12 protein-coding genes are annotated in these 13,159 nt (G+C 53.3%); all 12 read left to right on the forward strand.

Features of this window, described 5'->3' with window-relative positions; translation table 11 throughout:
* Nucleotides 1-525, forward strand: a 525-nt coding sequence (locus HY788_24065) for an RNA polymerase subunit sigma-70 (GenBank protein ID MBI4777220.1), incomplete at its 5' end; no start/stop codon positions are given.
* Nucleotides 526-1,153: 628 nt separating this feature from the next.
* Nucleotides 1,154-2,902 carry a tetratricopeptide repeat protein gene (locus tag HY788_24070; GenBank protein MBI4777221.1) on the forward strand — a complete coding sequence of 583 codons (1,749 nt, stop codon included), beginning with the start codon at nt 1,154-1,156 and terminating at the stop codon, nt 2,900-2,902.
* Nucleotides 2,903-3,062: 160 nt separating this feature from the next.
* Nucleotides 3,063-3,944 (forward strand): hypothetical protein, encoded by an 882-nt coding sequence (locus HY788_24075; GenBank protein ID MBI4777222.1) that lies wholly within the window; start codon nt 3,063-3,065, stop codon nt 3,942-3,944.
* Nucleotides 3,941-4,426 (forward strand): hypothetical protein, encoded by a 486-nt coding sequence (locus tag HY788_24080; GenBank protein ID MBI4777223.1) that lies wholly within the window; start codon nt 3,941-3,943, stop codon nt 4,424-4,426. Before HY788_24075 ends, HY788_24080 begins: the two co-directional genes overlap by 4 nt.
* A gap of 137 nt (nt 4,427-4,563) precedes the next feature.
* Nucleotides 4,564-5,043: a purine-binding chemotaxis protein CheW gene (locus HY788_24085; GenBank protein MBI4777224.1), complete on the forward strand. Its 480-nt coding sequence runs from the start codon at nt 4,564-4,566 to the stop codon at nt 5,041-5,043.
* Nucleotides 5,044-5,590: 547 nt separating this feature from the next.
* Complete coding sequence (gene aroF / locus HY788_24090; protein MBI4777225.1) at nt 5,591-6,607, forward strand: 3-deoxy-7-phosphoheptulonate synthase; 1,017 nt, start codon at nt 5,591-5,593, stop codon at nt 6,605-6,607.
* Nucleotide 6,608: 1 nt separating this feature from the next.
* On the forward strand, nt 6,609-7,712 hold the full coding sequence (aroB, locus tag HY788_24095; GenBank protein MBI4777226.1) for a 3-dehydroquinate synthase: 1,104 nt from the start codon (nt 6,609-6,611) through the stop codon (nt 7,710-7,712).
* Nucleotides 7,709-8,983, forward strand: coding sequence for a 3-phosphoshikimate 1-carboxyvinyltransferase (gene aroA, locus HY788_24100; GenBank protein ID MBI4777227.1), 1,275 nt, complete (start codon nt 7,709-7,711; stop codon nt 8,981-8,983). Before aroB ends, aroA begins: the two co-directional genes overlap by 4 nt.
* Nucleotides 8,929-10,323, forward strand: coding sequence for a chorismate synthase (gene aroC, locus HY788_24105; GenBank protein MBI4777228.1), 1,395 nt, complete (start codon nt 8,929-8,931; stop codon nt 10,321-10,323). Before aroA ends, aroC begins: the two co-directional genes overlap by 55 nt.
* Nucleotides 10,324-10,331: 8 nt before the next feature.
* On the forward strand, nt 10,332-11,093 hold the full coding sequence (locus HY788_24110; protein ID MBI4777229.1) for a prephenate dehydrogenase/arogenate dehydrogenase family protein: 762 nt from the start codon (nt 10,332-10,334) through the stop codon (nt 11,091-11,093).
* A complete protein-coding gene (pheA, locus tag HY788_24115; protein MBI4777230.1) occupies nt 11,053-11,901 on the forward strand; it encodes a prephenate dehydratase in 849 nt (282 codons plus the stop codon). Before HY788_24110 ends, pheA begins: the two co-directional genes overlap by 41 nt.
* A gap of 231 nt (nt 11,902-12,132) precedes the next feature.
* Nucleotides 12,133-12,978, forward strand: a complete 846-nt coding sequence (locus HY788_24120) for an MBL fold metallo-hydrolase (protein ID MBI4777231.1) — start codon at nt 12,133-12,135, stop codon at nt 12,976-12,978.
* Nucleotides 12,979-13,159 lie beyond the last annotated feature (181 nt).

Consider the following 13,159-nt stretch of genomic DNA (forward strand, 5'->3'; position numbering starts at 1 on the left):
AAACTGGTCAAAATAGGTACGACCCAAGTACAGAGGAAGCTTTTCTTCAACCTGAACAAAGAGAAAGAGCGCCTTTCGTATCTGGGCTTCGATCCCACGCCGCAGCTTTTGGCCGAGTCATTGGACGTCCGCCCGGATCAGGTGATCGAGATGGATCAGCGGTTGAGCTCATGGGATGTTTCTCTGGAATCTCCCGTTAGGGCGGACTCGGACGATGAACACAAGGATTTTCTTCCGGCCGAGGTTCGTCCTGTGGACGAAGACCTGTCCGAATTGGAGACCATGCGAATCTTCAAGGAACAGCTCCAAGCTTTCCGCGGGACGCTGAAGGACAAGGAGCTGGACATCATGGATGAGCGTCTCCTTTCGGATGAGCCTGTGACGCTCCAGGCGATTGGAGAGAAATACAACATCTCCCGTGAGCGCGTGCGTCAGATCCAGGCGCGCTTGATCAAGAAGATCCGAAAATACCTGGACGAAAATGCTCCTGAAATTGGGGAAGACTTCATGGGCAGTATGCAATGATGACGGCTCCCGAGTTCTCTGTGTCCGGCTCGATCAGCTACGCTCCTGCGGCTCCGACGAGAGATGATCGGGATACTATCGGGCCTCCGTCAGGAGATGAAGACGCGCGACCCCACGGAAAATCATCTTTCCATGACATGATCGGAAGGGCGGAATCCTTCGACGGTCACAATACCATATGTATGCTTCCTCGGGAGGCGGTCATCTCACCGCCTGCATTTTCTTTGTTGGGGATTGGACCGGCTGGGAGCAGCAGAAGTGACCGGAAACGTAAACGATAAGGAGTCGACAACCACCGGATTGCATGAATTCGCCATAGATTGCTTTTTCGGTTCCGGAAATGCGGGGAGAGCGTGAAGGGGACCTATCGACGTTTCGTTCAGGAAGACAGAATTACGTAGTTTTTCATGGATAGCACGATAGCGAGCTGTTTCCGACTAGGCAATTCATCGCCTTGCTACTCTGGGATCGGCAAACGGTCATGTCGTATTCGCTCATTTTCCATACCGGAAACAGATCTGGAGGGTTGGCGCTTCCAGTCCGGGCGCCGGTCGCGAAGCCAAAGCCCCGTGCCTGGTATATTGATTTCATCCTGTTTTGAACAACTTCTTTTGGAAACGATTCTATTATGAACTTCAGAGCCTTAGGTTGGTTATTTTATGCCGTGTCTGGCGCGTTGCTCTGTACATTCTCCTTCGTTGGCTGCCAGGCCATGGTCACGCCTCGAACCTCCACCGAGGCGCCCGCTCCAAGCGAGGCCTCGGAATTCGAGCCCATTCCGGATCCTTACTACCACTATATGCTCGCTTCGCTTGCGTCAGGCAAGGGGAATATGGAAGAGGCGGAAGAACAGCTGGTACAGGCCATCGACCTGGATGAAACTTCTTCTTATCTCGAGATCGAACTTGCCGGGCGACTCTGGAGAAGAGGGGACGTGGACGGGACTTTGCAGCACGCCCTGGCTGCCGTTCGCAAAAACCCCAAGGACATACAAGCGAGGCTCTTTCTGGCCGGTTTCTACACCACCCAAAGACAAAACGACGAAGCACTGGCGCAATACGAACAGATACTGCAACAGGACCCCAATCAGCGGGAAGCGCTTCTCTACTCCGCCAACCGATATCAGGAGGTGGGAGACTACGAACGGGCCATCGCTTTTTTGAACCAACTGACGGCAGCGCACCCGGACGATGTGGCGGGGCCTTATTCCCTAGCCCGTATTTACCTGCATCTCAAGAGTTACAATCAGGCGGAGGCCAATCTCGATCGCGTTCTCCAAATTCGGCCGGATTTTGGTCCCGCTGTGATGGACTTGGCTGAGGTGTACAGCGCAACGGGGAGGTTCGATAAGGCCGAAGTTCTGTTCAACTCCATGATTGAGTCAAATCCTCGCCAGTTTCAAGGATACCTTTCGCTTGGCGAACTCTATCTCAAGACCGGTAAAGAGAAAGAGGCCGGGGAAACGTTTGAACGTCTTAGGGAGATATCAGAGAATAGTGTCGAAGTCCGGAAAAAAATTGCCATAGAACTGTTCCAGTATAAGAAATACGGCGAGGCGGAACGTGAACTGGCCGACATCGTCGAGGAAGCTCCGGATGATTTCGAGGCGCGCCTTTTCCTGGCGGCGGTGCTGGAAGCAAAGGGAGAGTTCGATGAGGCCCAAAAGCTATACCGATCCATCCCCGAAGACTCCCCGGCCCATTTGAATGCTCGCCTGCAGCTAGGCAATCTTCTGGACAAACAGGGAAAGACGGATGAGGCGGAAGCCCTATTCCGCGAATCGATCCAAACCATGCCGAACGCGGTAAAGCTCTATTTGGGATTGGCTTACATGTTGACGGATCGAGGCAGGTATGAAGACGCGCTATCCGTGCTGAACGAAGGACTGGCTGCAAATCCTGACAACATCGACCTTCTGTTTCAAATCGGTATGGTATACGATAAGATGCGCGATTACGAGAAGAGCCTGGAACCCATGAGGCGGATTGTCGAGCTTGAACCGGACAATGCGAATGCTCTAAACTTCATCGGATATACTTATGCGGACAAGGGAATAAAACTGGATGAAGCCGAGACTATGATTAAGAAGGCTTTAAGTTTGAGCCCTAATAGTGGTTTTATTATAGACAGTCTGGGTTGGGTTTACTTCAAAAAGGGAGATTATGCCGCTGCCATCGAGTACCTCAAGAAGGCGTTTGAATTACTACCCGACGACCCAATCATATCCGAACATTTGGGTGATGCATATCTTGCACTAAATCAATTGGAAGAAGCATTAGGGGCATACAAGAAATCGCTTGAGTTGAGAAAAGAAGATCGTGATCAAATTCAGAAGAAGATAGACGATGTGGAACTCAGACTGAATGAACGGCCTTGACGGTACATTATGCTCTTGGTCAATGTTTCGTTCTACTCTATCCCCATAAACAAGAGGAAGTCGTCAATATAGTTCAGATAGATCTGTAGTGGAATGTCTAGCCAACCCCACTTCTTTTCCATCTGACCGCTCAAGCCTACCGATGAAAGATCTGTTTTCTATGGTTCCCAACAAGTTGTTATCTTCCCTTGGAGCCGAAGCGCGCCAAGGGTCCGGAGATGTTCGGCGTCCGCTCTCGAGAGGCCCGGGGCGGTTTCGAAGGCTGGCTTTCCTGATTCTGATGCTATATCTCCCAGGCTCGTTGAGCGGTTGTGCTCTATTTCGCAGAACGATCGAACAGGCCTGCGATCCACAGCGTGTATTGGATACTCTCGATCAGCGCAGCGACCGCCTTACGTCCTTTGTAGGGCAGGGTGAGGTTGTTTTAAACTCCTTTGGGACCGAGCATCGCGCCAAGATATTCATCGCGTTACTCAAACCAGGCTATATAATGCTCAAGCTTTTCGCTCCCAGCGGAACCCCGCTGATGGTCTTTCTCGTACGCAACGGCGTCCTCAGCTCCTACGACTTCCAGGAGAAGTTGATTACTGAAGAGAAGCTGAACGACGGAGTCATCCGATTGGATGTGGGTGTGGAAATCCCTATCACCCAATTCGTTGCAGCCTGTACGGGAAATATCGAGCCGATCGACTTTGATCAGATAAGTTGTCGCCGGAGGGAAAGAGAAGACCTTACCAGCTTGGTGCTGCGGTTTGGAATTCTGAAGGAACGCGTGCAATACATTCGTCTGGGTTCTCGGGATCTTCGAGCCGAAAGCGTTGAACTCCGCCGTGATGGAAAAATTGAGTCATCCGTATCCTTTACATATCCGAAAGGCGCGAAGAAGACTCTAATTCCCAAAACCGTGTTCATTGAACTTCCACGTGTGCCGGCTTCGATTCGAATTAAGTATGACCAGACCTCTATTAATGCTAAACTTCTACCGGAACATTTCCGTGTGGATGTTCCCAGGGGTTGGCGCATCGAGGACGATTCTTCATGAAGTTCGCTGCAGATCGTATGCTGGGTCGCCTGGCAAAATGGCTCCGTATTCTCGGATATGACACCATCTACGATCAAAACATGGACGCAAATTCCGTATTATCCTATACGAGGGATGGGCGTACCGTTCTTACCAGGGGCGGACGCTTCAGGAAGGACTTCCTGAGAGGGATTGTGTGGATTCAGGACGATCGGGTCGATTGGCAAATACGACAGCTCCTGAACGAAAACTATATTGATGCCCAGGGTAAGGAGAAGTTCTTGTTGTGCAGCCGATGCAATGTGAAGTTGCTCGCGGCAAATTATCCGGAGGCTGAGGGCCGTGTGCCGGAATATGTGATGCACAGTCAGAAGAAGATCCTCAGGTGTCCGGCATGCAATCGATTTTATTGGAGTGGAACACATCAGGAGCGGATGAGACATTACATTCGAGCGCGCGTGATAGAAACCAAGGAACCCGAGTCTTTCAGCGGGGGAGAATAGAAACCATCACGTTGATCGCGATCATCAAACGAGTTGATGAAGGAGGATCAGCCGTTCCCTCCGTACTAGGAAGAACAGCCGCCTCGGGCGGTTCTTTCCTGGTCTGCGGCCCTTATTCGGCGTGAAAGGAGGAATCTGTGACCAAGAACGACTCTACAGCGAGCAGCTCCGCGAAGGTGACTGCATCGAAATACCTCACGTTCACTCTATCTAATGAGGTATATGCCATTGAAATTACTCGTGTAAAGGAGATCATCGGGCTGCACGAGATTACCCTTGTTCCCCAGGCGCCGAAGTACGTCAAAGGCGTGATCAACCTGAGGGGAAAAGTGGTGCCCGTCATCGATCTAAGATTGAAATTTGGCCTTCCATCGGAAGACTATACGGAACGTACGTGTATTATCGTTTTGGAAGTGGCCATGGATGGTGGGGTGCTGGAGTACACGGGCGTGGTTGTTGACGCGGTTTCAGAAGTGATAAACATCGATACCGGAAACATAGAACCCACACCCCCTTTAGGGGTCCAAGTGGATACGGAATACATACTCGGCATGGCGAGGATGGGCGATCGCGTCCGAATCCTCCTGGATATCGATCGGGCCCTGGGAGCCGAGTGATCTTCGCGTTTCCGACCACGGTAGACCTGCCTTTCAAAACCGCCTTCCAGACCCGGATCGCGATCAGTACTCGAGATGAGATGGGATCCTATGCAAGGCCGCTTTCGCGACTTCGTCCGGAGACTGCACGGGACCGAGGCTCGTTCAGTGGCTCCGAAAAGCCTTCGCTCCGAAGAGCAGGTCCTGGAACGACTTACTTTTTTCTTGACTTCGGGTTCGGACGCGGTTTATGCTCAAATGCACTGATAATGGGAAATGTGGTAATGGCGATGGAAATTAGAGATAAATCCAGACTTTTTGGCAATTGGCGCAAGTCCTATGCGTACTTTTATTTTTATTATTTTAGGTCGCGCCCATTGCCTTGAGGAATAACAAGATCGTTAGAAAATAAAGGCCGTGGGCGCAAGGAAAGCGCCCACGGCCTTTTGGTTTGGTAATAGAAGAGGGCCGTGGAATTGAACACTCCACGGCCCTCTTTTGTTGAGTATGTTTGTATCAGCGACAGCAATCAAAATGGGCTTCAGAGGGGACCAAGGGGTAAGAAACCATGATTATTGTAATGAAGGAAATGGCATCGGAAGACAAAATTCAGAGCGTGCTTCAGAAAGTACACGATCTGGGATACAAGACCAGCGTCATTCGCGGGGTCAATCGGACTGTTATTGCCGCGGTCGGCGATGAAAGGGGCAAGTTTATGTTGCAGCAGATGGAGACGCTTTCAGGGGTGGACCGGGTGGTACCGGTACTTGACCCGTACAAATTGGCGAGCCGTACCAGCCAGATCGAAAATTCCGTCATTCATGTGAATGGAGCCAGCGTTGGAGACGGATGGTTAACCGTGATCGCCGGTCCTTGTTCAGTTGAAAGCTACGATCAGATGATGGAATCCGCCCGCATCGTTAAGGAGCACGGCGGAAAAATCCTTCGAGGCGGCGCTTTCAAGCCTCGCACCTCACCTTACAGCTTCCAAGGCTTGGAGGAAGAAGGGCTTAAGTACCTGGCGGAAGCAGGCAAAGCGTACGGCCTTCCCGTTGTCACCGAGGTGGTTAATCCTCGAGACGCCGAGCTCGTTGTTCAGTATGCCGATATACTGCAGGTGGGCGCCCGGAACACCCAGAATTACGCGCTGTTGAAGGAGTTGGGACAGGCGGGAAAGCCGGTTCTGTTGAAACGCGGCATGAGCAGCACCATCGAGGAATTGCTTATGTCCGCCGAATATATTCTTTCCGAGGGAAACAGCCAAGTGATACTCTGCGAACGCGGGATTCGTACGTTCGAGAGAGCCACGCGCAGCACCCTCGACTTGAGCGCTGTTCCGGTGCTGAAAGAAAAAACACATTTGCCGGTCATTGTGGACCCGAGCCACGCCACGGGCAACTGGAAATACGTTCCAGCCATGGCCAAAGCGGCGGTGGTTGCAGGCGCCGATGGAATCATGGTGGAAATGCACCCGCGTCCGGAGGAAGCACTGTGCGACGGCGAGCAGTCCCTGAGACCCAAATCCTTTCAGGGCTTGATGGAAGAGATACGGCAACTCTGCGTGTTGATGGAAAAGAGAATGTAACATGCCTGCGCTCCGTCATATTTCGGTCCATTTGCCGCCGTCGGCCGGATCGAGCTACACGGTTGCCATTGGCGCCGATATCGTGGATACTGCGGTTCGTGAACTCAAAGGTTTTCTTGGTTCACATCCCTCAATGGTATTGACGGACGACCGTGTTCACGGAATATGGGCTGCGGCTTTCGTTGAAAAGCTCCGTGAATCCGGATTGAACATCCAATGTGCTTGCGTTCCGGAAGGAGAACGCAGCAAGAGCTGGGAATGCGCGCAAACGGTACTGGAAAAGATGATGTCCTTCTCCTTGAACAGGGACTCCGGCCTGATCGCCATCGGCGGCGGCGTTGTTGGAGATCTCGGAGCCTTTGCCGCATCCATCTACATGAGGGGCATTTCGTGCTTTCACGTCCCTACCACCCTTCTGGCACAAGTGGACAGTTGCCTGGGAGGCAAAACCGCTGTGGACCTTCCCACGGCCAAGAACGCTGTAGGGACGTTTCATCAGCCCAAGGCGGTTTATGTGGATACCCTGTTTCTGAGTTCTTTGCCGGACTCCGCTCTTGCCAACGGAATGGCGGAAGTGATCAAATACGGCGCCATCAAGGACACGAGCATCCTCACGCTGCTCGAGCAAAGAACCTTGGAGCGGTTTAAAGGACTTTCGGGCGTTTGGCCCGAACTTGTTGCCTGCTGCTTGAACGTGAAGAGCGACGTGGTTACAAGAGATGAACGCGATCGGGGCGAGCGCATGATTCTGAATTTCGGACACACGGCCGGACACGCTCTTGAGGTGGTCACCGGATTTGAAATGCCTCACGGAGAAGCGGTTGCCTTTGGAATGTCGGCGGCCTGCAGGATCAGTGAAGCGATGGGATTCATCGACCGTTCTGTTTCCAGACGAATCGATCGCCTTCTTGAACGTTTCGGTCTTCCCACCGTGTTGCCCGAGCACGTATCGCCTGAAGCCATATTGAACTGTCTGCCTCGCGACAAGAAGGCTTCTAGCGGCAAGATCCGGTGGGTGCTGCTGAGCGATCTTGGTCACGCGTTTGTCACTGATGAAGTGCCCGCTGAACGGATCGTTGCCGCCCTTAGGGGGAATGCCGGATGACCACTTCCGACGCTCTCGAAATAGGGGTTCGATCCCGGGGACCTGTGAACGCGGATGTTCGGCTTCCCGGGTCAAAGAGCTTTACGGCCCGCGCACTGCTGGCAGCTTCGCTGGTTTCGGGGCGAGTGACTCTCGAGAACCCCCTGGACAGCGATGACACCCGGAGGTTGCGAGAGGGTCTGGAAGCGTTCGGCTGCAGGATTTCGGATGCATATGGTAACTGGATCGTAGACGGTACCGGCGGCATACTTCTATCCGGTGAAAAGAGGATTTTTCTCGGTGGCTCGGGCACTGCGATGCGTTTTCTGACCGCTTATTCGGTCATTGCTCCGGGCCCTACTGTGCTTGACGGTGACTCGAGGCTGCGAGAGCGGCCAATGCTGCCTTTGTTAGAAGCTTTGCACGGCTTGGGAGCTCTCGCTGAATCCACTGAGGGTAATGGATGTCCTCCGATTCGCGTTCAAGGGGGTAGGCTGGAGGGGGGGGTCACGAGAGTGGCCGGTGAGGTCAGCAGCCAATATCTCTCAGCGCTGCTTCTGGTCGCCCCGTACGCCAAGGCGCCCGTCACGCTTGAAATCGTCCCCCCTTTGAGTTCGAAGCCCTATGTTGCTCTGACACTGGGTGTTATGCGACTGTTTGGAATCGAAGTCCTGGAAGAGGGGCCGTTGACCTACCGGATTCCTCTCGGTTCATACTATAATCAGCATGTCGCCGTGGAACCGGACGCTTCGAGCGCATCCTATGCGTTTTCAGCAGCCGCCATTGCCGGCGGCCGGGTTCGAGTTCATGGACTTTCCTCGGATGCTCTTCAGGGAGACGTCGGTTTTGTCAAGGTACTCGAGGCCATGGGATGTTCGGTCACGGAAACGGAAAACGGTTTCGAAGTTCAAGGGCCCGCCGTCCGTGCGGTCGATGTGGACATGAACTCGATGCCGGATCTCGTTCCCACCCTGGCGGTGACGGCCGCCATGTTGTCTGAGCCTACGTATATCCGAAATGTGAAACACTTGAGACACAAGGAGTCGGACCGAATTGCGGCCGTAACACGAGAATTGACTAAAATGGGCGCTTTCGTGGAAGAATTGGAGGACGGCCTTGTGGTTCGGGGCGGCCGGCTTCATGGTGCTTCAATCGATACGTATAACGACCATCGTATTGCTATGGCTTTCGCCGTTGCCGGACTCAAAGTGCCCGATGTCCGGATACGCAATCCCAATTGTGTATCGAAATCCTTTCCCGGTTTCTGGCACTTTTTGGATTCATTGAACTAGCTTTTAAGGACGGGAGTCTTGTCTTGGGTAGTCTGTTCGGAAAATATTTCAGGGTGGTTACTTTCGGAGAAAGCCACGGGAGGGCCGTTGGTGTTGTTGTTGACGGAGTTTCACCGGGGCGTCCCATAAGCGAAAAGGATATTCAGCGGGAATTGGATCGACGAAGGCCCGGCCAAAGCCGTGTTACCAGCCCTCGAAATGAGGCGGATCGCATCGAAATTCTTTCGGGTGTTTTTCAGGGGAAGACGTTGGGATCCCCTATCTGCATGCTGGTCTGGAACCAGGACCAGCGATCGGGGGATTATGATGCTCTCAAAGACGTTTTTCGCCCCGGACACGCGGATTTTACCTATCAACTGAAGTATGGCGTTCGAGACCATCGTGGCGGTGGTCGAGCTTCCGCTCGTGAAACCGTTGGACGCGTGGCCGCAGGCGCGATTGCCCGGAAGGAGCTGAGTGAGCTTGGGGTCGTGATTCGGGCCGGTACGGTGGCAATCGGTCCCGTCATAGCCCGAGAGCGCTGCTGGGAGGAGGCTAACAGGAATCCGGTGCGATGCCCGGATGCGGAAGCAGCCAAACTCATGGAGGATGCTATTCTCAAGGCAGGCGCCGAAGGGAATTCGTTAGGCGGCCTGGTTGAGCTGGAAATTGTGGGAGTTCCGGCCGGATTGGGAGACCCGGTTTTCGACAAGCTGGACGCGACCCTTGCCCACTCACTGATGTCCATAGGCGCCGTGAAAGGCATAGAAATCGGAGAAGGATTTAACGCAGCCAACCTCACCGGGCTCCAAATGAATGATGAAATGACCTCCGGGGGCTTTCTTTCCAACAGATCCGGCGGTATTCTTGGAGGCATTTCTACAGGCGCCCCGATTGTGGCTCGTGTCGCGGTGAAGCCTACGCCTTCGATTCGCCTTCCCCAGAAATCGATCGACCGGATCGGGCAGGATCGAACCGTCGTGATCAGCGGGCGGCACGATCCGTGTATCTGTCCGCGAATTGTTCCGGTTGTTGAAAGCATGGCGGCCATCGTACTCTACGACGCCTGGCTGGCGAATGAACGGCTGCAAAATGACGGGAACTCTCTCGATAAACTAAGGAACGAGGTCGACCGCATCGACGCCGAAATACTGGACCTGCTGCGACTGAGAGAGGAAGTTTCGGTCGACATCGGCGAGGTCAAGACCGAAATCGGTATGAGTGTTCTGGACAACGGCCGTGAGGAGGCGATGAAGGCGACGCGGGGAGCACATGCGGACAGGTTGGGGTTGGACCGGCAATTTGTGGAGTCTTTGTTTGAACGGATTATTGAACGGAGCAGAGAGGTGCAGTCCCGTTGAAGACAGGAATGGCTCTTTTTGGTTTGGGGCGCTTCGGTACGCTGGCCGCCGGTGTCTTAAAAGACTATTTTGATATCGTGGCTTACGATCCGGCGCCTTTGGAACGGCACGCATCGCGGGTTGGAGTCCCTTTAGTGTCTCTCGATGAAGCGGCGGTGCGTCCAATCCTTGTACTCGCCCCGCCCATGTCGGAAATGAGGAGCCTTCTGGTATCCATTGCCCCTTACGTGAAACCTGGAACGCTGGTTTGCGATACGTGTTCAGTGAAAATGGTTCCGGCGTCCTTGATGGAATCTCTTCTTCCGGATGATGTCCAGGTCTTGGGGACACACCCCTGTTTTGGACCGGACAGCATTCAGCCCGGATTTACCGGAAATAAGATCGTTCTTTGTCCGATTCGGGTGCGGAACCTCTCTTCCATTGTTCGCTTTCTTGAGGGACTAGGCTTGACGGTGGTGGTGGCCAGTGCGGAGGAGCACGACAAACTGATGGCTCGCACCCAAGCTCTGTCCCAGTTCCTGGGTAAGGCGGTGTTGCAGATGGGATTGAAACAGGAACGTATCTCGACTACGGGTTTCGATCAACTGTTGGAGATCCTTCAATACGTTCGTAATGATACGGACCGGCTTTTCCACGATCTGCAAACCATGAATCCTTACGCCGCTGAAATGCGCAGGAAACTGGTAAATACGCTTGCTGAAATCGACCGGATGTTGGATATAGAGACGCATGGAGAAAACGAGACCGTTGCTAGTAGCATTTCAAGGTGAGAGGGGCGCTTACAGCGAACAAGCGGCGCTGGCTTATTTTGGCTCTCAGGCGGACACACTTGCGTATCCCGGTTTGGACAGGGTGTTCGAATCCGTTGAGTGCAGTGCATCCGAATATGGTGTAGTGCCAATAGAGAATTTCTATGCAGGGACCATCGTTCAGACCTTCGACCTCTTAGATCGGCACCGCCTCTTCATCGTGGGCGAATGCATGCATCGCGTGGTGCATGCTCTCCTGGGGCCCAAAGGTTCCACACTCTCGGACGTCAAACGGGCTTTTTCCCATCCCCAGGCGTTGGGTCAATGTGAGACCTTTCTACGGGAACACGGTATCGAGGCTGTTCCAGCGTTTGACACGGCGGGAGCCGCCCGAGAAGTCAGTCAGCGAGGCATCGCTTCCGAGGCGGCTATCGCACACGCCACTTGCGCCAAGATTTACGGGTTGAGAGTCTTGAGGAGGTCCATTCAGGCTACGCGACGAAACATCACTCGCTTCCTCGTATTGGGGAGAGAGCCCGTCCGGCCTACCGGCAATGTCAAGACGTCTCTCCTGTTCGAGACCCGTCATCTCCCTTCGGCGTTGTATAAGGCGCTAGGCGGATTCGCCACCAATGGGGTGAACCTGACGAAGATCGAGTCGAGGCCCTCTAGAAGAAAGCCGATGGATTATCGTTTCTATCTCGATTTTGAAGGTAGCCCTGAGGACAAGGCTATCAAAAACGCCCTTCGTGAACTCAGATTCTTCTCGAAACGGGTCCGTATTTTCGGAACCTACCTGAAATCAACAGGGTGCTCAGCTAACGTCTAAGCTTTTTCGACCGACGCGGACTTTCCTGTTTCTTTACCTGATTCCAACTCGTTCTGAGAGTGTTCCGGGAACCTCATGAGGGTTGACACTCGACAACCGTTCTTTCAGAATAGGGCAATTCCGGGAAGGAACCCTACTCCCAATCGAATTGCTTTGTGCAGTAGAAATGGCCATGGAAGACATATTCCGGATGAGTCGTTATACGAGAACACACATGAGAGGTGTTGTGCAATGAGGATCGTTTTATGGGGAACGAGGGGATCAATAGCCGTACCAGGAAGTAAGACGATCCGCTACGGTGGAAACACCACATGTGTCGAAATGGATCTGCTGGGTGAACAGAAAATCGTCATAGATGCCGGCACCGGAATTCGAGAGCTGGGAGACGAGCTGCTTGCCCGGGATAGGGCCGTGGATATTCACTTGCTGGTGACCCATATCCACTGGGATCATATTCTGGGGTTTCCATTCTTCGCGCCTATTTACATTCCGGAAACCCGAATTATTGTGGACGGCAACATCCGAGGGTACAAGGGTCTTAAGACGCTTTTCGAAAACCGGATGGGGGATGGTTTTTTCCCTGTCAAATTCGACGAACTGAAAGCGAATATTACTTTCAAGGACTCCTTGGAAAAGGAGCACAGGACTCGCATCGGGGAAACGGATATAGACTCCATACGTTTGCATCATCCAGGAGGAGGCCTGGGATTTCGATTCAGGGAAGAAAGCAAGACGTTTGTCTTTCTGACCGACAATGAACTCAGCGAATCCTCCTGGGAGGGCTGCAACATCGATGACTACGTTCGGTTTTGTAAAGGCGCGGACCTTCTGATACACGACTGTCAATACACGGAAAGCGAAATCGTAACGAGGCGAGGGTGGGGGCACACCGATACGGCCCGGGCGCTGGCGCTGGCTCGCGACGCTGAAGTGAAACGCCTCATTCTGTATCACCATGACCCGAATCGGACCGACGAGGACATGGATCAAGTGGTCGCGGGGTGCCGTGAATGGGTTGAGCGTGAGAGGGCCTGTTTTACTGTGGAAGGCGCTGTTGAAGGTGAGATTTTTCTATAAGATCCGTTGTTCACCAGGCTGTGGGTTTGTGCCCGAGACACAAAGTCGTTGAAAAGTGGCCGGCGCTATGGTTAAAGACTGATATTGAGGCGGGATTGGAAATGTTCCACGTGGAACAATGGGGCTGTGACCCCTCCATCTGCGAGTCAAGCCCACAGCCTCCCCGAGCAGGCCGGCTTCA

Source organism: Deltaproteobacteria bacterium, assembly GCA_016208165.1.
GTDB lineage: Bacteria > Desulfobacterota > Desulfarculia > JACQYL01 > JACQYL01 > JACQYL01.